At 47.0% G+C, this 20,876-nt stretch carries 15 protein-coding genes; 5 read left to right on the forward strand and 10 right to left on the reverse strand.

From position 1 onward, the window contains the following. Positions 1 to 29: 29 nt before the first annotated feature. The 8 genes from DVG78_RS26525 to DVG78_RS26560 all read right to left on the reverse strand — a co-directional run bounded on the left by DVG78_RS26525 (position 30) and on the right by DVG78_RS26560 (position 12,415). Positions 30 to 1,709, reverse strand: coding sequence for a PNGase F N-terminal domain-containing protein (locus DVG78_RS26525; protein ID WP_114464024.1), 1,680 nt, complete (start codon positions 1,707 to 1,709; stop codon positions 30 to 32). 39 nt (positions 1,710 to 1,748) lie between these two features. After that, positions 1,749 to 2,711, reverse strand: coding sequence for a glycosyl hydrolase family 18 protein (locus DVG78_RS26530; RefSeq protein ID WP_114464025.1), 963 nt, complete (start codon positions 2,709 to 2,711; stop codon positions 1,749 to 1,751). A 22-nt stretch (positions 2,712 to 2,733) separates the two neighbouring features. Beyond that, positions 2,734 to 4,503 (reverse strand): SGNH/GDSL hydrolase family protein, encoded by a 1,770-nt coding sequence (locus tag DVG78_RS26535; RefSeq protein WP_114464026.1) that lies wholly within the window; start codon positions 4,501 to 4,503, stop codon positions 2,734 to 2,736. Positions 4,504 to 4,560: 57 nt separating this feature from the next. Next, positions 4,561 to 6,696 (reverse strand): glycoside hydrolase family 36 N-terminal domain-containing protein, encoded by a 2,136-nt coding sequence (locus DVG78_RS26540; RefSeq protein ID WP_114464027.1) that lies wholly within the window; start codon positions 6,694 to 6,696, stop codon positions 4,561 to 4,563. A 73-nt stretch (positions 6,697 to 6,769) separates the two neighbouring features. Beyond that, positions 6,770 to 7,816 carry an isoaspartyl peptidase/L-asparaginase family protein gene (locus DVG78_RS26545; protein ID WP_114464028.1) on the reverse strand — a complete coding sequence of 349 codons (1,047 nt, stop codon included), beginning with the start codon at positions 7,814 to 7,816 and terminating at the stop codon, positions 6,770 to 6,772. Between the two features lie 47 nt (positions 7,817 to 7,863). After that, entirely contained in the window at positions 7,864 to 9,300 is a 1,437-nt protein-coding gene (locus DVG78_RS26550; RefSeq protein ID WP_114464029.1) for an alpha-L-fucosidase, read from the reverse strand. Between the two features lie 75 nt (positions 9,301 to 9,375). Beyond that, the gene (locus DVG78_RS26555; protein ID WP_114464030.1) at positions 9,376 to 10,797 is read right to left on the reverse strand and encodes a glycoside hydrolase family 125 protein; all 1,422 of its coding nucleotides are present in this window, start codon (positions 10,795 to 10,797) and stop codon (positions 9,376 to 9,378) included. A 250-nt stretch (positions 10,798 to 11,047) separates the two neighbouring features. Then, positions 11,048 to 12,415 (reverse strand): glycoside hydrolase family 30 protein, encoded by a 1,368-nt coding sequence (locus tag DVG78_RS26560; RefSeq protein ID WP_114464031.1) that lies wholly within the window; start codon positions 12,413 to 12,415, stop codon positions 11,048 to 11,050. A gap of 284 nt (positions 12,416 to 12,699) precedes the next feature. On the opposite strand from DVG78_RS26560, the gene DVG78_RS26565 reads away from it, so the two are divergent. From DVG78_RS26565 to DVG78_RS26580, 4 genes are all read left to right on the forward strand, one after another. After that, positions 12,700 to 13,212 carry a heme-binding domain-containing protein gene (locus DVG78_RS26565; RefSeq protein ID WP_114464032.1) on the forward strand — a complete coding sequence of 171 codons (513 nt, stop codon included), beginning with the start codon at positions 12,700 to 12,702 and terminating at the stop codon, positions 13,210 to 13,212. A 90-nt stretch (positions 13,213 to 13,302) separates the two neighbouring features. Continuing rightward, the gene (locus DVG78_RS26570) at positions 13,303 to 15,759 is read left to right on the forward strand and encodes a TonB-dependent receptor (RefSeq protein ID WP_114464033.1); all 2,457 of its coding nucleotides are present in this window, start codon (positions 13,303 to 13,305) and stop codon (positions 15,757 to 15,759) included. A 5-nt stretch (positions 15,760 to 15,764) separates the two neighbouring features. Continuing rightward, entirely contained in the window at positions 15,765 to 16,496 is a 732-nt protein-coding gene (locus tag DVG78_RS26575) for an SGNH/GDSL hydrolase family protein (RefSeq protein ID WP_114464040.1), read from the forward strand. A gap of 77 nt (positions 16,497 to 16,573) precedes the next feature. Beyond that, positions 16,574 to 16,789, forward strand: coding sequence for a hypothetical protein (locus DVG78_RS26580; RefSeq protein ID WP_114464034.1), 216 nt, complete (start codon positions 16,574 to 16,576; stop codon positions 16,787 to 16,789). Between the two features lie 47 nt (positions 16,790 to 16,836). Here the strand turns inward: DVG78_RS26580 and DVG78_RS26585 are convergent, their stop codons facing one another. Continuing rightward, positions 16,837 to 19,182, reverse strand: coding sequence for a glycosyl hydrolase family 28 protein (locus DVG78_RS26585; RefSeq protein WP_114464035.1), 2,346 nt, complete (start codon positions 19,180 to 19,182; stop codon positions 16,837 to 16,839). Positions 19,183 to 19,376: 194 nt separating this feature from the next. On the opposite strand from DVG78_RS26585, the gene DVG78_RS26590 reads away from it, so the two are divergent. Beyond that, a complete protein-coding gene (locus tag DVG78_RS26590; protein ID WP_114464036.1) occupies positions 19,377 to 19,931 on the forward strand; it encodes a hypothetical protein in 555 nt (184 codons plus the stop codon). 1 nt (position 19,932) lies between these two features. Here the strand turns inward: DVG78_RS26590 and DVG78_RS26595 are convergent, their stop codons facing one another. Continuing rightward, positions 19,933 to 20,595 carry a carbohydrate-binding family 9-like protein gene (locus tag DVG78_RS26595; protein ID WP_114464037.1) on the reverse strand — a complete coding sequence of 221 codons (663 nt, stop codon included), beginning with the start codon at positions 20,593 to 20,595 and terminating at the stop codon, positions 19,933 to 19,935. Between the last annotated feature and the right edge of the window lie 281 nt (positions 20,596 to 20,876).

The following is a 20,876-nucleotide window of genomic DNA, read 5'->3' on the forward strand; positions in this document are numbered from 1 at the left end:
AAGTTACCTTCGTGCCGTTTTACGCCGTTCTACCATTCGCCCATTAGTGCACCAGATACGTTCCATGCGCTGAAGCTACCGCCTTCGGGGAGGCCCTGTGGTATGTGGACTTGGAGGGTATGCTTGCCGGCGGGTAGGTTGCCCAATTCTATCCAAATCGGGTTGGTTACCGTGCCCGGGCACCAGTTGGAGCGGCTCAGGTCAGAAGACGAGAGTCCGTTGTTGAAATTGCCCGAAGCAGGATTGACCAGTCGATAACTGCCGCAGTCGGCGCGCCAAGGCGTGATGGTAAAAACCTGTCGGCCGTCTACGGAGATTGTATTGGCTTTGGGTACAAATTCGTCGCCGTTGCCCCAGCCGCCGTGGCCAGTTGTGATGTAGCGGAGTTTTAGGTTTTTGGCCCCTTCGGGGACATCGAAGGTCACTTGTAAACCTTTTTCGTTGTTGAACATCGTTCCGTATTCCTGTCCTGCCATTTCCATGACGTTGGTCGTGTTGAAAAGCGGCACGATTCGGGCTTGCTGCTTGGCAGCGGGGCGTTCGTTGGGGTGAACAGAAAAATTGAGACTTACTTTATGGCCGCCTTTGTCGTAATTACCGATAAAAACCGCTACCCACACTTCCTGACCGTTGTAGGCGGGCAGCAAGTCGCTGATGTCTTGGCGGTAATAAGTGGAATCGCCCCAAGTTTTGTTTTTGAGTTGCAAATAATTGTACTGACGCACGCCAAAAGGCGTAAAAAACCGCATCAACTCCAGTACAGGCAGATAATCAGGCGTTTGTACAACTCCTTGGTACTGTTTTCCATTGCCGTTTTCGTAAATGGGCAATTCTTTCACCGATTTTTGCAGGGCGTCCAAAAACGATAGTTTACGTTGGGTTGGAATCATAAACACTGAGCCTGTGCGGTCGTAGGCGTCGCCGTTGGAGTACTGCGAAAGTTCTAGAAAAATATTTGAGCTGGCACCCACGTTCGGGAATTTTACTTTTTTGGCAATCACGGTACCGTGAGCAAACCGAACCACTTCGTTGGTGGCATGAACCGAATCCGAAAAATTGATGATTTGGTGACTGAAAACGGGCAGTTGAATAAATCGACTTTTCCAAAGTTCGTCCTTGTACGTAAGGGCGTCTACCCGCTGTGGATTGGGTTGAGGAAGTTGGTTTTTGGCCGCCCAAGCGGTGTTTTTTTCAATCTTCACGGCTTCGGTTTCGCTGTTGCCGTTGCGTACCATTTTCAAAACCAATCCTAAATTTTGCCCCAATGCGGAGGGCGCACCTTTTACTTTTAGCTCTTCGGTGTACCAAAGGTCGATGCGGTTGGAGTTGACAACGGTCGTGGCTTTTTTGCAGGTGTACCCTAAAATCACTTGTGTTTCTGGTAGCAATTCAATTTTTTGCTCTGCCAATGCTTTGCTGTCCTGCGTCATGAGGGTTTTGCCGTTGGCGAAAAACGCAATTTGATAGAGGCTGTTATCGGTTCGGTCCACAAAGCTGATTTCAAAAGGTGTTTTAGTCTCGCCTTTGATGGTTTTTTCTGACGAGACGCTCGTCCCCGAGGCCGATGCTAATACAATAATCGGGTCTTGATTGGGCGGTACTTTCCCGTTGTTTTTTCTTAGATACGTAATTTGCCAAACATCGTTGGTTTGCGAACTACTTTCGTAGAAACACAACAGTAAGAGTATGAATAAAGGGAATGATTTCATAGTTTTAAACCACAGAGAGACGGAGAGACACAGAGTAAACTATTGAGCGCCGCGTTTAATGGCTTTCAAAAGGGAATATTCGTCGTTGGTGTCGCAGGAAATTTCCCATATCATCACACCGCCGCAACCGCGCTCTTTGGCCATCCGGGTTTTTTGTTCGATGGTCAACGTGCCGTTGTAGAAAGCTCCTTTCCAATAATCGTCCAACGGACTGGCACCGTCTTTGAGCAGGGATTTGTAATCTGGCCCGTAGTTCCCCATTCCTTTTTTGGAGTAAAACGGCAATCCTAAAAGAGTTTTGTTGACGGGGATTTGTCTTTCTTTCGTCCAATAATCTAGACTTTTGATGGCCAAAGAATAAGGCGAATGCGCTTTGATGTAGCTCGGGCCGTAGTCGTCGTCGTAGGCCATGAGGTTGATCCAGTCCATTTTATCCAAGGCTTCTTTTTTCATGCCGTAGCCTTTTTTGCCGTACGAAATCACCGCAGCGGTCAGTTTTTTGCCTTTGGCATGGAGCGAATCGCCCAATTCATTGACTAATGCCACGTAATCATCGGCCGAGCGGCTGTCTTCGTCGGGGTATTCCCAGTCCAAATCCACGCCGTCTACGTTATAGGTACGGACGAATTTCATTACATTTTTGACAAATGTGTGCCGTCCTTCGGGGCGTTCGGCCATTTTATGAAAGCGCGTATCATCGCCGCCGCCATCACCAATGCCCCAGCCACCGATGGAAATGAAAACCTCCTTTTTGTACTTATGTACAAAACTGACCAATTTTTTCAACGGCTCGGGGTCTCTCAAAGGTTCTAGTGTATCGCCCGTTTTGGCAGGAATGGCAAAGGCAAAATTGATGTGCGTGAGTAAGTCAATCGGGATTTGTTCGGCAGGAATCGAAGGAACGTAATAGCCCACTACTTTAAATTCTTTGGACTTGGTTTGTGCGAAAGAATTTAGAATTGCCAATAGAAAGAGTGCAACGTAAATAGCGTTTTTTTTCATAATGGGGTGGTTTGTTGAAGGGTTAATTTTCTTTTAAAATGGGTTGTAATTCTTTGCCTAAAAGTTCATAACCTGCCGCGTTGGGATGCAAGCCGTCGGAAAACATCTTTTCGTCTATTTTGCCAGTTTTCAATAATAGTGATTTGCCAATATCGGCGTAACCAACGCCTATGGATTTGGTCAACGCCTGAATGCCTTTGTTTAAAGCTGTTACCCGGGTTTCCTGCTCACGGCGCGGATAGATGCCCAAAAGCGTGATTTTAGCTTTGGGTTGTAGGTTCTTAATGGCCTGCACCAAGAGTTTTAGGCCTTGAATAATTTCGTCGTCGGTGTTGAGGTGGAGGTTATTTGTACCGATGTTAATAATGATTTTTTCGGGCGAAATTCCGTCCAGTTCGTCGTGATAAACGCGCCACAGTACATTTTCAACCCTGTCCCAGCCAAAACCGAAATTACGGGGCTGAAAGGGTTCGAGGTACTTTTGCCAAGCTTCCGCTCCTTTAATGCGGTTGTTGAGGGGTTTGCCGCCCCAATTGTGCGTGATTGAATTGCCAATCATTAGCACTTTGGTCGGCTCAGTCTGATTGAGTTTTAGGATTGCGTTGTGTCGTTCTTCCCAATTGTAGCTGCCTGGTTCGCGGTTGTGCTGCACGGGAATTTGCGTCTTAAGCGTGCCAACGGGTTGTTGCAAGATTTCGCGCAACTTGTTTTCATACGCGACCGCATAACGCATCATACCCAAATCGTTGGGGTGGGTTCCGTCCACCATTCCTTCGTGGTCAATCCCAATTTCAGAGATGGGCAATAGGTAAATGTTAGACACTTTTTCGTTCGTCAATTGAGCAAAGGCTTCGCGCAAATCTTGGTTGGCATCTTCAAACAGTGGCTGACGATGCGGCATTAGGTAGCCGTCGGTGTAGCCGTCGTGCTCAGTGAGTAAAATGGGTGTATAGGGGTGTTTGGCGCGCAGGGTTTTGACCGATTCAATGATTCGCTTTTGTAACTCTTTACGTTCAACAATGGGGTAAATCAGATTCGGTAAACAATCCAACACAAATGCCTTAGCGTCGATTTCATTGATGAGGTCAATAACCTCCTTTTCCAGGCGTCCGTTTCCTGAAAAACCCAGATTAATCACCGTTCGGTCGAGTTTGCGAGCTAGAATATTTGTCCAAGCCATGCCTGGGCGCGAGGCACACGCACCCTGCGCAATGGAAGTGCCGTAGACCACGATGGGTTTTTCCATCCGTTGCGGCAGAACTGTAAAAATGCTGCCGTTGGGCACGCCAATCTCTAGGTCTCTGACGCTGTTGTACAATGGCAGAAACAGGCGGTATTCGCGGCCTAGTTTATGGTAATTGTCGTTGGGTTTGAGTTTGTCAAAATTGTACTGAACCGTATCTTTAAAACTGTACTTTCCGTTTGCCCAATGCCAATTTCCGTCGCTGTCAAGGCCGTATAAATCTACCCCGCTGACGCCCGTAGCGGGCATGTGCGGCATGGCGGCGTTGCCCGTTACTTTATAACGAACAATGATTTGCGGGGCATCGCTCACAAACCGAATCGAAAGCCCTGCGCTGTTGCGCGACAGATTCCAAACGGCTTTCCGAACGATATTTTCGGCCCTTGGCGGAAAACGCTGGATTGTATCGCGCATTTCTCCCGACCACGCCTGCCCATCAATGACGGCAAACGGACTGTCGGAGGGTTTCCACCATTTAAGCTCAACGGGGGCCTGGGCCAAAGCAATGGCGGAAAAAAGGCAAAAGAGAAAGGTAGGTAGCTGTTTCATTGAAATAACGTAAAGTGTCACCCTGAAAGGGTTTATTCGTTGCATTAGAGGCATACATTATTCCACCACCAGCCACGTATAGCCTTCGGCAGGAATAGTGACGGTAATTTCGGCGTTGTAATTTCTATCCAATACATACTTTGCCGCTTTGCCTTCTTGCGTGCGAATCATGGCTTCTTTGCTCAAACCAGTGTAGTAGAGCGGCAGTTTTATTTTTCTGGTAATGGCTTCTTTCAGGGGATTATACACCATCATCAATCCCTTTTCTTTCAACGCTGGATTTACGTGCATGATGCCGTCCCAATCACGTCCGTCGGGGCGACGCAGGTGGAGAATGTCGGAATTGAGGATGTCGCGGTATTTTTTATACCATTCAATGGTTTCTTTTACCACCTGTTTGGTGGCATCGGTATCGTACAGGCGTGGGCCTCGGTAGCAGGCTTGCACGCCCGCGCCGTAGTACTGCATCATGAGTTGTTTGTAGTCGGTCAGGTGCTCGCTCAGTGGCTCCAATACCGCGTCGGCAGTGCCGCCTTGGTATTTAGTAAGTGGCACAAACCCCCAGCTCATCGACGGCGTTTTTTCCCACAACCCGTCATAGATATTCTGCCGATTGAGGATTTTTTGCTGTGCCCTCGATAACGAGAAATTTACTTCACGGTAGCCCAATGCAATCTTGTGTGAACCGTCCAGAAAGTACCAATCGGGCGCATTGATGTACACGCCACGGCCATTGAGCCACTGATACAATTCTTTTTGCATCGACATTTGTACCCACTGCGAGTCGTCCAATCCTTTGTGGCCTGGGTGTTTGGTCGAAGCGCACACGTCGCCGGGGTAGGGGCCGTCGTGTTCGAGTAAATCAAAGCCTGTTTCGGCGATAAATTTCTTTATATTTTTTAGGTAATTGATGCCCCATTTACTCGCCAAACAAGGCGCGTGACCAAAGAACGCGGCTTTGTCCGGTAAGCCCGTAACGGGGTCAATTACGTCGTTTTCGTCGTCAATTCGGCGACTGCTGAAGAGCGAATATCCGCCTAGTTTAATGCCTTTGCTGTGGGCGTAATCGGCTAATGACTTGAATTTTTGAATGTTGGCATCGGAGGCGTCTTCCATGTTGAGGCCGCTGCCAAAACTCAAAATAACCATTTCGTAACCCGTTTCGGCACACTGGTCAATCACGCTTTTGACCTTTTCTGGCTCCGTGCTGATGAGGTGCATAAAAATGGGGTTTTGGGTCGTCCACGGAAACAGCATGCGGTACATTTTACGACGCGCTAAACCGTTGCGCTCGCGGTCGTAGGAGTCCAATAACAATTCGTATGAACGAATGGAGATGTAAGATTCTTTGGCCGCCAAATCGATGCCCACGCCCAACATCGGATACACTTCCACCACGCAGGGGGTCTCGAGGTAATAATTGACTTGCGAGGTATAGCTGCTGTCGATTTTCCAGTGCGTGGCTTGGTCCGATAGCTCGTAGCGCATGGCGTTGTTGTAGGCAAAATTATTTTCGATGTAGAGCTTATGCGGCTTTTTCATCTTTTCGGGCTTGCCCACCACCGCCGATTCTTCCTCGGGCGTGGCCAAAATCTCGTTGACTACCTGATTGATTTTTAGCTCGTTTCCTGACTTGTTTTCAATCGTTACCCATTTTTCCAATACAGGAATTCCGTCAAATATTTCATAATGCACGGCTACCTCTACGCCTTTCAGCTCGGCGTTGTTTGAGGCAAAATACAGAACCACGCCTCTGCCCGTGGGAAGGTTTTTGTTGGACGTCCACGTGGTAGGCTTCCACTCAAAATGCGGTTTTATAGCGACAATTTCGTGGCGAACAAACTGAAAATCAGTCGAATTTCCACTAAACGCGTCCGTCCATTCTTCCAACAAATAAGCATGTTCCTTCTGACCATACAGCCCGCCCACGTTGTATGTTTTGCCGTTGAGCGTTACGCGGGCTTCGGGGCGCACCGACCGCACAAACTGCTCGTTGGTCGCCAGATTTTTGTAGCTGACAGTGGCGGCATTGGGCGAAATCTGAATTTGGCGGGCAATGAGCCCGTTGCTAATTTCAATAATTTTGCCATTTTTCAAAAGTTTCACTTCGCTCTTTTGAGCAATGGGCGCAACGAGCCAGTCCTGGGCAAAAACTGATTGATAGATAAAGAATAGAAAAAAGTATTTTTTCATGGGTTAGGAGGTGGTTTTTAACCACAGAGGAAACATGGAGCTACACAGAGATCAGTAAAAAACGTGGCAAAAATTAGCCTTTCGGAAAAATACTCTTCGCCATAAATACCTTACCGCCGTCATTGGTGTGGGTGACGGAGTAATTGAAGCCGTGGTGAATAGAGTACGCGCCGTATTCGCCTTGCTTATTGATGGCGATGAATCCTACCTGAAAATCTTTGGCTTTGGTCGGGTTGATTTTTACAATGCGCTCCACGGCAATTTTGCAGGCCTCTTCGGGGCTTTTACCCATGCGCATCATCTCCACAATGAGGAATGTTCCCGCTACGCGAATGACCTCTTCGCCTTGGCCTGAACCAGTGGCGGCACCTACTTCATTGTCAACGTACAATCCTGAGCCGATGATGGGAGAGTCGCCTACGCGGCCGTGCATTTTGAAGGCCATGCCGCTGGTTGTACACGCGCCCGACAGGTTGCCCGCAGCATCCATCGCAATGGTTCCCATGGTGTCGTGGTTGGGTGTGCCGTCGTCAAAAAAGTTGGGGGCAAATGGGCCACCTTTGGCTTTTTGGCCTTTGCTTTGTTGCTGTTCGATGTTGATAACAGGCTTGTATTCAGATTTTTTTAGCCATTCTTTATACGTTTTTTCAGCATCGGCCGAAAGCTTATCGGGTTCTTTCTGAAAACCGCTTTCCAACGCAAACTGCAGTGCACCATCGCCTACAAGCTGGACGTGCGGGGTGTTTTCCATTACTTTTCGCGCCACCGAAATCGGGTGTTTGATGTGTTGGAGCGCCATTACTGAGCCGCAGTTAAATTTGTCGTCCATGATGCAGGCATCCAAGGTGACTTTTCCTTCCCGGTCGGGATTGCCGCCCAAACCTACGCAGCAGTTGATGGTATCTTCGATGGAGCGCGCGCCAGCTTCCACGGCGTCGAGTGCACGCCCGTTGGGTTGTTTCAATACTTTCCAGGCCACGGCGTTGACGGGTAGGCCACTGTCCCATGTGGAAACAACGATGGGTTTTGTCACGGCGATTTTCTTAGAAAATGCCTTGCTGAATGAAAGCAGGGGCAGGCTAAGCGCCGACCAACGGATGAAGTGTCTTCTTGATTGCATGTGTGTTGGTTTGTAGGTTGGGTAGTATTTGTAAGAAAGTCTATCCTTTACTTTGTAATTTTTAAAACGTAGGCATAACTATTAGGCGTTTTCTTCGCCAATTTTTCGGAAATCTGCACGGCTACTTTCCCTTCTTTCATGATCCATTTTAGGTTTTCGGGATTTCCTACGAGTGAAATTTTGGCGGTCTTATCTAAATTTAACTTTCCAATTTCGATGTTCGATGGCAAAGCCTCGCCTTCATCGGCAAGATAAATCGCGTAGGTTGTGTTGGCACCTTTGTGCGTAAAGACCCATTTGCCTTGTTTGCCGACTTCATTGTCGCCTCGGGTTTCGTAAATAGCTTCACCATTTACTTTTATCCATTTTCCAATTTCTTCCAAGCGTTGATAGGCTTCGGCATGAAAATCTCCGTCTGGGCTAGGGGCAATGTTGAGCAACAAGTTACCATTTTTAGAAACAATGTCGGCCAAAATATGAATCAATTTACGGGCTGATTTAAAGTTTTCTTTGGGAATATAGCTCCACGAATCGCCCATCGTCATGCAGGTTTCCCACGGAATAGGCATGTAATGGTCAGGGATTTGGTGCTCGGGCGTCACGTAATTCTCAAACTCGCCCGACACGGTTCGGTCTACCACCAACAAGCCAGGTTGAAGTTCACGGCCTCTTTTGGCAATGCGCGCCATGTCGATGTCTTGGTCAAACGGAATGGCTTTTTGCCACGAAACGGTCGTATCAATACTGCTAAAAGGCCGCACCCAACCGCCGTCGAGCCAGAGGATGTCCATTTTGCCATAATCGCTCATCAATTCTTCAATTTGGTTGTAGGTAAACTTCTTGAAGCTCTCCCATTTTTGAGGATATTTGGCCGGATGGTACGACGGGTTGCGGTCTTTGGGCGGGAAATACGACCACCAATAATCGTTGGTGTGCCAGTCGGGTTTGGAGAAATACGCACCTACCATAAAGCCTTCATTGCGAAACGCCCCGAATACTTCTTTGGCGATATTGCTGCGGGGATTGCTCCCAAAAGGCGATTTGGTGATTTTATAATCGGTTTGTTTGGTGTCAAACATGCAAAAGCCGTCGTGGTGTTTGGTCGTAAAAACCACGTATTTCATCCCTGCATTTTTGGCGGCGGCGGCCCATTTTTCGGGGGCAAACTGCGTAGGGTTGAACGTGCTTTGCAGATTTTCGTAGGCTTTTTTGTACTCAAACCAATTGTCTTTGTAAGGCCCTTTGCGTTCGCACCAGCCTTCATCTTCGGGGCAAAGGCTCCAGCTTTCTACAATGCCCCATTGGCTATAAAGGCCCCAGTGCATCAATAGGCCAAACTTGACATTTTGCCACTGGCTCAATTTCTGTTTTACCTGTGGGTCAGAAGGAGCCATGTATTTGCTGTGATTTTGCTCCGAATGCTGTTGGGCAACCAGCGTTTGTGTAATCAGCAGCGTTAGTAAGAAAGGAAAACTTTTTTTCATTGGTTTTGGCGGAAAAAGATGTTGGATATAGTCATCTTGATTTATTTACTCTGAGCCTTAGCGTCTCTGCGTGAATTATATTTTGCTCAATAGATGCGGTCGCTCGCGTTCAATTTTGAGCAATAACTCTCCAAAAAGGGTGTTGGCCCAAGCAAACCATTTGCGGGTAAATTGACTCGCATCGTCTTTGTCAAACGACTCATGCATAAATCCCGTTTTGGCGTGCGTATTTTTTAGAAAACGCAATTGGGCAAGAATTTCGTCGTCGTCGTTAGACGTCATGGCACGCATGATGATGCTCATGGGCCAAATTTGGTTCACCAACGTATGCGGACTACCGATGCCTTCGGCGGCTTTGCCTTTGAAAAAATAAGGGTTAGACTCACTCAACACAAACCGACGCGTATTTTGGTAGATTTTATCGTTGGGATTCACCGCGCCCAAATATGGCAAGCCAAGCAAATTGGGAACGTTGGCGTCGTCTTGAAAAAGGCAGTTACCGAATCCGTCGACTTCCATGGCGTATATCGGACCAAATTGTGGATGGTTGATAACAGCGTATTTCTTGATGGCTTGTTCCACTTCATTGGCAAAACTTTTGCACTCATTCGCAAATGCCTGATTCTTATAAACTTGCTCCACAATCTCCGCGATTTGACGGAAAGAAACGACGGCAAATAAATTGGATGGAATCAAAAAAGGATATTGTGTGGCATCATCGGAAGGTCTAAAAGTGCTGTGAATGAGTCCGTTGGGTTTGGTGTTGTTGCCGTATCCGTTACCGGGCACCGTATCCGTTGACCATGATGTGGTGCGCCCAAAACGGTAAGGGCCACGGCCTTTCAAGCGTTGCTGTACGCGGCAGGTGCTGATGATGAGCTGCGCTGCTTTTAGCCATTTTTCATCGAAAACGCTGATGTCTTTCGCGGTTTTCCAGTAGTGATACGCCAACCGAACCGTGTAGCAAAGGGAGTCAAGCTCCCACTTGCGCTCGTGGAGTTCGGGCTTCATGTCGGTGTGGTCTTTGAGCCATTCGCTGTGGCCTGGGCCGTCGTTGAACGCGTTGGCGTACGGGTCAATCAAAATGCACTCCGTTTGGCGGTTGACCACACCCGCAATGAGTTGTTTAAGTGAATCATCCTTAGTCACCAACGGTAAATACGGCCACACCTGCGCGGTGCTGTCGCGGAGCCACATGGCGTGGATGTCACCAGTGATGACGAATGTATCGGGACGACCGTCTTTTTGTTTAAAATGAACGGTCGTGTCCAAAGTGTTAGGGAAACAATTTTCAAAAAGCCACGCCAATTCTGGGTCTTTTATAACGCCTTTCATGCGGCTTATCGTGGCCTCAATGACGGAGCTATTAAATTTACGTTGCCCAGCGGCGACCCGCACAACGGGAAATTCGTTGGCAAGCGCATTGGCGTGAATTAGCGTGCCAATGCCTGCCAATGAGGTTGTTTTTAAAAATACTCTGCGGTCAAGTTGTTTCATTGGGTCAGGTTATCTAAACGACTAAAATAGTGTATACAGGCGGAAAGTCTCTGTAAAAATGCCTGAAAAATCTTTTTATTCAAAAAATATTTTAAAATAAGATGGCCACTAAAGAAAAAAATTAAGTAAATGTCTGTTTAGAAAATATTCTCCCTGCCGACATTCTTAAAGGAAAGTGAATGTAGTGTAAAATCCCCATGGGATAGCGCTTCTAAACAGCCCGCCGCGCGGAACTGCCACGTTGTGGGTATTACCAGATAAAAGTGGCGACGGTTTTTCCGCTGAGCGTGGGTGTGATTTGACGGTTTTTTGCGCGGATATTAAACGTCATTGGTTTGTCGCTTTCGTTCAGTACAATCAGCACCGTTTTACCATCGGGCGTTTTAAACGCTACGTTGGGCAGACTCATGGTCACGTTGGAGGCAATGCGGACAGCATTGGGCCGCACAAATTTAGCCGCGTGGGCAATGATATAATACGCCGGATTTCGGGTGACGGTTTCGCCAATCGTAACGGCACCCAAACAGGCCGTACAGCCCCCGTCAGTGTGTGGGCCTTGGTTGGGGTCGGCGGCTACATTCCATTCTAAAACGGTTTTGCTCCAATTGCGTGGTGCGCCAATGAGCAGATTTTTGACGTGCCATTGCAAATCTCCCCCGAAATTGGCGGGTGCGCCGAGCCACTGTTCGGTAAAATAAAGGTTTTTGTCAGGGTGTGCCTCATGCACATCGCGCAGTGCATCGATGCCGCCGCCGTACAGGTGAAAAGCCGAACCGTCGATGTACTTGCGGGCATCGGGGTCATTCAGGATGCTGATGGGATAGTCGGGGCGGTCGGCATTATGATCGTAGATGATGATTTTGGTGTTGAGTTTGGCGGTTTTGAAAGCAGGCCCAAGGCTCTTTTTGATGAAGTTTGCCTGCTCATCCTGCGGCATCAGCAGGCTGGGGTTATTGTCGGGGTTCAATGGTTCATTCTGTACCGTCAGAGCGTCAATTTGGATGCCCTGTTTTTTCATTTCTTGCACGTATTTCACCAAATAACGCGCATACGCCTCGTAAAACTCAGGTTTGAGGCTTCCTCCTTTAGAATCATTGTTGGTTTTCATCCAAGACGGCGGCGTCCAAGGAGAACCCAATATTTTGATTTGGGGATTGATGGCCAGAATTTGCTTTAATACTGGAATAAGGTCTTTTTGTTCTTCCGCCAACGAAAATCGGTTCAGCTTGGGGTCGGTTTGGCCCGCAGAAAGGTCGTTGTAGGTAAAAACATGGTCGCTCAAATCGGATGCTCCGACGCTGATGCGCAGATAACTGACGCCGATGTTGTTGGCATCGGTGGCAAATAATTCTTTCAGCAATGCCGCCTTTTCTGCTGGTTTCAGGCCATTGATAAGTGTGGCACTCCCGCCCGTGAGTGTATACCCAAACCCATCCATGGATTGAAACCGCTTGGTATCGTCAACATAAATGCTTGGCGACGTGCCCACCTCTGGACCAAACGCAAACTTTTCGGTTTGTTTTTGAAACAAAACCGATTGGTCGGCTTTGGTGAGCCAGAGCTCGGCCTGTTGGGCGTAGGAGGTAAGACTGAAAAGGAAGAAGAATAGGCGCTTCATTTAGATTGTTTTTTGTCACAAAGTAACGCAAAGATTTGACAGTTTTTTTAAGGTTTGACAACGCTTTTGATGTTAAGTCCTTTGGGCAATAAGTGTCGGTTAAAATGCTCGTCGGAATGGCGAATTTAAAAAAAGAGGAATGGATTGATATGCCTTTTTCTAGCCTTCGGTCGGTGAAAATTGGTCAAGTGACGATTAGCAACGTAAGTCATTTTTCTGGAAGGTCGGGAAAGGTATCTTTGTGATTTGGTGAATGTTATTTCATTTTTAACCTCTTTAAACTTATGATAAAGAAAATCTTGATTGGCTTGGGTGTGGTATTGGTGGCAATCCAATTTTTTCACCCCGAAAAAAACCTCTCTGATGACCGCACGTATGATGTTTCGACAAAATACACGATGCCCGAAGAAGTAAAAAGCACGTTGAAAGTAGCCTGCGACGATTGCCATAGTAACAAAACTGAATACCCGTGGTATTCCAACATTCAGCCGGTGGCGTGGTTCTTGGATCATCACGTTGTGGATGGAAAACGGCATTTGAACTTTTCCAATTTTACCTCACGACCCATTGCCTACCAAAACCATAAATTTGAAGAAACGATTGAGATGATTAAAGAAGGTGAAATGCCGTTACCATCTTATACTTATTTTGGTCTACACTCTGGTGCAAAGCTGACTGAAGCCCAAAAACAGATACTTATCAGTTGGGCCGAAGCAAACATGGATTCGCTGAAGGCAAACTATCCCGCCGACAGCCTCGTAATGCGTCGCCCACAGGGGCCTCCTCCCGCAAAATAAGAAGGGAAAAGAAATCAGATGGATTTGGATAATTTAAAGAAAATCCGCCTGATTTGAGTACATCCCGCAACCCATTTTCTTTATAGAGTTATGAACACTACTACACCGCTCCATTCACTTTTTAAAGCTTTTGGAATTATAAGCTTTTTCATCTTTACGACACTGAGCGTGCAAGCGCAAACTGGCAAGAAAGCAGCTGCTGTCAAGGGTAAAATTATTGATATTCAAACCAACGCACCTTTGGCCTACGCCACGATTCGGGTGCTGAAAAGCACCGATAGCACCTTGGCTGGCGGTGGGATTTCGGATGAAAAAGGACAATTTACGGTCGATGCAGCCTTTGGCGAATACTACGCTGTTGTTGAATTTATTGGGTACAAACCCTTAAAAACGGCGGTTTTTAGCCTTTCAAAAGAACAATCTTCGCAGGACTTAGGCATTTTGAAAATTGCGGCAGCTTCCCAAACATTGGATGAAGTAGTGGTTCAGGCCGAGAAGAGCTCGATGGAATTGTCGTTGGATAAAAAGATATTTAACGTCGGAAAAGACCTCGCCAACGCGGGCGGAACGGCCATTGATATTTTGAGCAATGTACCGTCGGTGTCGGTAGATACGGAAGGCAATGTTAAACTTCGTGGAAGCGACGGTGTGCGCATTTTGATTGATGGAAAACCCTCTGGATTGGTGAGTTTTAAGGGAGGAGCAGGCTTGCAGCAATTGCAGGGAAATCAAATCGAACGCGTCGAAATCATTACCAACCCTTCGGCCCGCTACGAAGCCGAGGGAATGTCGGGGATTATTAATATCGTACTGAAAAAAGAACGTAAACAGGGCTTTAACGGCTCGTTTGAGGTGGTAACGGGTTTTCGTCCCAACTACGGCATCGCTGCCAATATCAATTACCGCAAAAACAAACTGAATTTTTTCCTCAACTACGGCATTGCCTACCGCGTGCCCATCGGTGCGGGAAGATTGTACCAAGAAGTGCGGGGAAAAGATACCACAACGCTGTTGCAGCAAACCACTAACAGCCAGGTCAAAACCGTAGCCAATACCATTCGTGGGGGCTTAGATTACTTTTTTGATGAGAAAAACATTCTGACGGCTTCGTATCAGTTTCGGCGCACGGATGTGCTGCGGATTACGGATAACCAGTACAAAGATTACATCAATACCCTCAATAATCTAAGTGCCATTACTGACCGCCAACAGCGGGAAACGGAAGCGGAACCTTATTCTGAATATGCCCTCACCTACAAGAAAACGTACAATAGAAAAAATCAGGAATTTAATGCGGATGTACGCTACCTGACCTACTGGGAACGCTCGGATCAAACCTTTACCCAAAACAGTGTATTTGCCAACGGTACGCCTAACAAGGCGGGTAATCTGCTGCAAAAATCGTTGAACGATGAGTATGAAAACCAGTTTTTGGTGCAGTTGGATTATATTCACCCCGTTGGAAAAGAAGGAAAATTTGAGACGGGCGTTCGCACCAGTTTTAGGGATATGGTCAATGATTACATCGTCACCCAACGCAATGACCAAGGCATATTTGAGACACTTCCGGGACTTGACAACTATTTTATCTACAAAGAAAACATCTACGGAGGGTACGGAATCATTGGCAATAAAACGGGGAAAATAAGCTACCAAGCGGGCTTGCGCGCCGAAATAACGGACATCACGACCATCTTGCGCGAGACCAACGAAACCAATCCGCGCAATTATGCCAATCTGTTTCCCAGTGCCCACGCTACGTACAGCCTCAACAAAGACAATGCCTTGCAGGTAAGTTACAGCCGTCGCGTGCGTCGCCCTACCTACAATGATTTGAGCCCGTATGTGACCTTCTCCGACCAGCGTAACTTCTTCTCCGGAAATCCTGATTTGAACCCTGAGTTTACCAATTCGTATGATTTTGGACACATCAATTATTTCGAAAAAGGCTCGTTTACGTCTTCTATCTATTATCGTCATACTACGGGCAAGGTGTTACGTATCCGTCGCGTCGATGCGCAAGGACTCTCGAATACGCGTCCTGAAAACTTAGCGACCGAAGATGCCTTTGGTGCCGAATTTACCAGTACTTATACACCCGTAAAATGGTGGAAACTAGATTTTAACTTCAACTTCTTCCGCGCCATTACCGACGGACAAAACCTGGATGCCTCCTTCAAAGCCGATACGTACAGTTGGTTTGCACGTCAAACTTCCCGTTTTACTTTAGCTCCTAAAACGGATTTGCAACTCCGAGCCAACTACGAAGCGCCGCAGCAACTCCCGCAAGGAAGCCGCAAAGCGCGTGCGTTTGTGGATTTGGCTTTCAGCAAAGAAATCCTGAAAGGCAAAGGCACGCTGACCTTCAACGTCATCGACGTGTTTAACTCACGCTACATGCGTTCTACGTTCGAAGGGGTCAATTTCTACACCGAAGGAACGGCGGGAATGCGCGCCCGTCAGATTAACCTTACGGTGATGTACCGCCTCAACCAAGCCGCCGGTGCCAAGAAGCAAAAGAGTTTGATTAGCGGGGATGAAGGATAATGATTATGAAGCGACGTAAATTTCTGCAATCTGCTGCTTGGGCGGGATTAGGAACGGATTTTTCAAGTTCTCCCAAACCCCAAAAAGCCCTCACGTTTTTATTTCAGGGCGATTCTATCACCGACGGTAATCGTGGCCGCAATCTCGACCCCAACCACATCATGGGGCATGGGTACGCGTATTCGGTGGCAAGTCGTATCGGGGCGGATTTTCCCGAAGCAGGTTTTACGTTTTACAACCGTGGCATCAGCGCCAACAAAATCACGGATTTGCAGAAACGTTGGGAAACCGACACGCTCAATCTCAAGCCCGATGTACTGAGTATTTTGGTTGGCATCAACGATACGGGTGCAACGATCAACAAACCCGCAGAAGCCACCACCGCCGAAGAGTTTGAAATTATCTACCGTAGTCTCCTAAATGATTGCCGACGAGCCAATCCTGAGATTTTGTTTGTGCTGGGAATCCCCTTCGTCTATCCCATAGGCAAACGCATTGAACATTGGGAACAATGGCGAGACGATACCAGCAAGCGCCAAGCCGTAGTACGAAAACTGGCCAGTGAATTTGATGCCGTTTTGATAGATTATCCCGCCGTTTTTGAAAAAGCCATCCAAAAAGCCCCCATTGAATACTGGATTTGGGACGGTGTTCACCCCACCGTTTTTGCCCACGAACTCATGGCGCGGGAGTGGATGAAGCAGGTTGGGAAGCGGTTGCGGTTTTTGAGGAACTAAAAGCCTTATTTTTTTCACTGGCATACTTCTTTAGGCTTCCAAAGGAAGCAATACACTACTTTAAACTTCTATGTGATATGAAAAAAATAATGGGAATCGTTCTTATCGTCCTTGCCATTGTATTGGGATACAATGGTGTTCAGAAATTTCAGAAAAGCTCAGCATCGGTGAAAGTACTGGGCTTAAAAATTGACGCCGACAATGAAAGTGGTCAAACCTCTGCCTACATTCAATTGGGTTTGGCAGTGTTAGCGTTGGGGGCAGGTGTGTTTTTATTAAAATCTGAACGGTAATTCTAATCAGAAGACGTTGGTGTTTTTTCACCAACGTCAATACTTTTCTACTTCTTACTCACTACCTTCCCTTTCACCCCAACGCCCAATTCAACGTCTTTTTTCGCCTTTGTTGCGTCAGTATTTAGCAAACGAACGCCTTCTGAGCGCGTGCCCATGACCTTCAACAATATATCTTTTTTGGCTCCGTACGTGATGTCGTCGAGCACTACGTTTTTGCTGTTTTGTACCTGCATCACGGTTTTGTCTTTGGTCAGCAGCGTTACGTTCTTGAGGTTGATGTTTTCACCCTCTACGCACACCAAACCTTTATTGGCTTCGATGACGGCGTTTTCGATGTTGATATTTTTGATGCTCATTTCGGGCAAGCCACGCACCAAAATGGCAGTTTCGGCTCCTTGGCAGATAATATTTTTGATGTAAAAATTCTTGAACTGTGGTGTTCCTTCGTTCAATGGCTCGGCTTTGATGGTCGGCAATTCGTTGGACTCGCCTTCTTGTGGTACGGGGTCCTTGGCGGCGTAATACATGTCAAAAAGAATGGCTTCGCCGGGGATTTCGGTCATGTTGATGTCGGTTACGTAGATGTCTTCCACCACGCCGCCACGCCCACGGGCAGTTTTGAAGCGAAGGCCTACGTCGGACCCCATGAAAGTGCAGTTGGACACAAATAGGTTTCGGACACCGCCCGACATTTCGGAGCCAATCACAAAGCCGCCGTGGGCGTGGTACACTTTGCAATCTTTGATGATAAAATTTTCGGTCGGCACACCGCGTTTGCGGCCTTGCTCGTCACGGCCCGATTTGATGGTAATGCCGTCGTCGCCCGTATCAAAGGTACAACCTTCCACGATGCCGTTTCGGCAAGATTCGAGGTCGAGCGCATCACTGTTTTGGGCGTACCAGTGGTTTTTGACGGTCACGTTGCGGATGCTGACGTGGTCGCAGAGCAGCGGGTGCATGGTCCAAGCGGGAGAGTTTTGGAACGTTACACCTTCTAGCAATACATTTTTACAGCGCGTGAGGCTAATCATGTTGGGGCGTAAAAAATCTTTGTAAGACTCCAATTCGGCGGGCGTTGGGTGAATACCGTTAAGAATTCGCCCTGCATTGGGCAAATTATTCCCTTTTTTGGATTTTTCTGATGGGTACCATAAATCGTTTTTATCGCTTACTACGCCACCTGATTTTACCAACGCTGCCCATTGTGAATTGGTTTGTTTGTCGCGTTTGATGGCGCGCCACACTTCGCCGCCACCGTCGAGCACACCTTCTCCTGTGATGCCGATGTTGGTCAAATCTACACCCCAAATGGGGGCTTGGCAGCGGTATGATTCTTGGCCCTCCCAAGTGGTGACCACGATTGGATAATCGTCGTGGTTGCGGCTGAATTGCAATAAAGCGTTTTTAGCAATGTGCAGATTGACGTTGTTTTTCAACACAATCGGACCCGTGAGCCACAGACCTGCTGGCACCAATACCGTGCCGCCGCCCGCCGCATGACATACATCAATGGCTTGATTGATGGCTTTTGTATTTACCGTCAAACCGTCGGCCTTAGCGCCGTAGCGGGCAATATTGAAGGTGTCTTTGCGAAAAACGGGGGTGTAATAATGGGAAAGTTCGTAGGTGTATTTATTCGTAAATTCTGATTTTTTGACAAAGCTTTTCAAGTCAATCGGCAATTCCATGATGCCTTCCACAACCAAGCTCGCCATGACCGACGCGCCGTAACGGGAAAAATGGGTATTGTCTTCGATGCCTTTGGGAAATTTTGGGTAAATACCGCCGCTGTAGTGCATAAACAGCACTTTGGAGCCTTCTACACCGTGTTTTTCAATCGTAGCCTGACTTTTGGCGTGTAGGTCAATCATCGGTACTTTTAGTTCTTTGGCTACGTCTTTTACCACTTGTGGGTATTCGCCGTGCTGATCGACAAATGCTCCATTTTCGTCAAACTTGCGCCGCATCACGGGTGTAATCAGCAGTGGATTACCGCCTTTGGCGCGGGTTTCGTTCACAAACCGAATCAGGTTTTGGCGGTATAGCGTTTGCGCGGGAGCCGAGCGCGTGCTATCGACTATTTTTTGGTCATTGTGGCCAAATTGTATAAAAACCCAATCTCCTTTTTTCACTTGAGACACCACTTTTTGCCAACGTCCTTCGGTGATAAAACTCTTGGTACTGCGACCATTGACGGCGTGGTTTTGAATCTGTACGGCGTCGGTATTGAAGTATTCGGGCAGCACCATACCCCAGCCCGTTTCGGGCGCATCGGCGGGTAGTTTGGGGGCCAGCGTAGAATCCCCGCATAAAAAAATGGTGAGTTTTTCATCCACAGGACGAAAGGCAGTCAAGGCCAGTAAAAAGAAAATCCGAAGAAATGATTTCATGGAGTTGGTTTGGTAAAACGAGGAATCCTGTACGAGATTACTGGTTAAATTATAACAAAACAACTCATTTATTGCATTTTTTTATGCAATCGTTGTCGGCAACGTTGCCGGAAGAAGCTCAGAATAGGATTGAAACAAAATAGAAGAATGTGGCGACAAATTTTTAAATTCACCCTCCCAACCTTTCTGGTCTTATGAATGCAATTCCTAAAACTGAATTTTATGCCGACCGCGCCGTTGACCAAATTGATAACTTCACTAAAATCACTTATAAAATTATCTGGTGGATTTGGCCGACAGTCTTTTGGATTTGTTTTTTTAGTTTGTGGTTTTTACCCAAAGATATGCTGAAGGTTTTACAAGATATGGGGAGTCGTTTATTGGCCATTCTTCCCGTTCCTGACACGGTACTTTATACATTTGCATTACTGCCATTTTGGTTATGGCTTGTGGGGGAGCTGCTGTCTAGTGCGGTCAAAATCGTCCGGAAATTTATGCTGTATCCTAAGTCTGATTTTACCGAAACGGCTAAGGTCACCGTTGAAAAAAAAGAACTTATCGTACATCGCTCAAGCAAAGGTAGGACCTCGCATTCTTATTTAATATGGCTAAAACACCCTGTTTCTCAGAGCCTTATGAAAGTGGATGTAGAACAAGTAGGGACATTTGAGAAAATACAAGAAGGAAATCCCATAACAGTAAAGCATCTGCTTACGCCCACCAATATTATTTATCTGACGGTTGACTAGCCTATTTTAAATGCAAAATTCCAAATGCATCGGGGCGGTGAAAACGCGGTGTTGCGCCGCTCATTGACGGGCTCCAGCATGTAAAATCACAATCGGCAGGAGTGCATTTCCAATCGGTATTTGGGTGGGATTGGAGTGATACAATACGGTAAAAATTCAGGCGATAGGTGTCTTTTTTGCCTCCTAATAAAGCCCACGGAATCTGCATTTTGCCCGACCAAGTATCGCCATTTGCTTTCACTTCGTGTTTGATACCTGCTTTTTCGTAAGGAACAAACGTCAATTTTTGGGGTGTTTCTTTCGTTGGGTTGTCAATCCAACCCACAAATAGCGCGTTGTTGGGGTTGATTTCTAGTTCCAAATACTGCGTGGGGGTGGCGCTGCCTTCGGCAATAAACAGCTCAAAAACCTCCTGATTCCACATTTCGGTATTGTGCATTGTGTAGGTGTTTTGGCTCCAAAACGGATTTTGCAAGCACTGAAAATCAACGGATAGGTATTCGTCGTCAAAACTCAGTTTTACCAAGGTAGACTGGGGCGCTTCTTTTCCGTCGGTAGCGTGTCGAAAATAGTTTTGTGACAATGTGGTTGATTGGCCTTTCGCCAAGTGGATTTCTGGAACAGCAGAATGCATAAACAGGAGAATAAAATAAATAAAAGGCATAGTGTCGAGGCGTTTACCGAAGCGCCCCTAAAATTAACGTGAATTATGGATGACAGATTTATAAATATTTGATAATGAGAGCATAGAAGCTTAGTAATAAAGATATTTGTGGTGCTACCTCACAAATTAACTTTTTCCTACTCCTATGCTCTGTGAATCTAAAGCATTAAAACTCATCGAACTATTCATCGTCTGTGATGATTTTTGTAAGGCGCTTACCCAATGGCAACTTCAAGAGGGTAGACTTGTTAAAACTCGTTCAAGTGAATTAAGTGACAGCG

The organism is Runella aurantiaca (assembly GCF_003339505.1).
Classification (GTDB): Bacteria; Bacteroidota; Bacteroidia; order Cytophagales; family Spirosomataceae; genus Runella; species Runella aurantiaca.

Coding starts and splice junctions, on each gene's coding strand:
- DVG78_RS26525 (WP_114464024.1), bottom strand. CDS start 1,709: ATGAAATCATTCCCTTTATTCATACTCTTACTGTTGTGTTTCTACGAA.
- DVG78_RS26530 (WP_114464025.1), bottom strand. CDS start 2,711: ATGAAAAAAAACGCTATTTACGTTGCACTCTTTCTATTGGCAATTCTA.
- DVG78_RS26535 (WP_114464026.1), bottom strand. CDS start 4,503: ATGAAACAGCTACCTACCTTTCTCTTTTGCCTTTTTTCCGCCATTGCT.
- DVG78_RS26540 (WP_114464027.1), bottom strand. CDS start 6,696: ATGAAAAAATACTTTTTTCTATTCTTTATCTATCAATCAGTTTTTGCC.
- DVG78_RS26545 (WP_114464028.1), bottom strand. CDS start 7,816: ATGCAATCAAGAAGACACTTCATCCGTTGGTCGGCGCTTAGCCTGCCC.
- DVG78_RS26550 (WP_114464029.1), bottom strand. CDS start 9,300: ATGAAAAAAAGTTTTCCTTTCTTACTAACGCTGCTGATTACACAAACG.
- DVG78_RS26555 (WP_114464030.1), bottom strand. CDS start 10,797: ATGAAACAACTTGACCGCAGAGTATTTTTAAAAACAACCTCATTGGCA.
- DVG78_RS26560 (WP_114464031.1), bottom strand. CDS start 12,415: ATGAAGCGCCTATTCTTCTTCCTTTTCAGTCTTACCTCCTACGCCCAA.
- DVG78_RS26565 (WP_114464032.1), top strand. CDS start 12,700: ATGATAAAGAAAATCTTGATTGGCTTGGGTGTGGTATTGGTGGCAATC.
- DVG78_RS26570 (WP_114464033.1), top strand. CDS start 13,303: ATGAACACTACTACACCGCTCCATTCACTTTTTAAAGCTTTTGGAATT.
- DVG78_RS26575 (WP_114464040.1), top strand. CDS start 15,765: ATGAAGCGACGTAAATTTCTGCAATCTGCTGCTTGGGCGGGATTAGGA.
- DVG78_RS26580 (WP_114464034.1), top strand. CDS start 16,574: ATGAAAAAAATAATGGGAATCGTTCTTATCGTCCTTGCCATTGTATTG.
- DVG78_RS26585 (WP_114464035.1), bottom strand. CDS start 19,182: ATGAAATCATTTCTTCGGATTTTCTTTTTACTGGCCTTGACTGCCTTT.
- DVG78_RS26590 (WP_114464036.1), top strand. CDS start 19,377: ATGAATGCAATTCCTAAAACTGAATTTTATGCCGACCGCGCCGTTGAC.
- DVG78_RS26595 (WP_114464037.1), bottom strand. CDS start 20,595: ATGCCTTTTATTTATTTTATTCTCCTGTTTATGCATTCTGCTGTTCCA.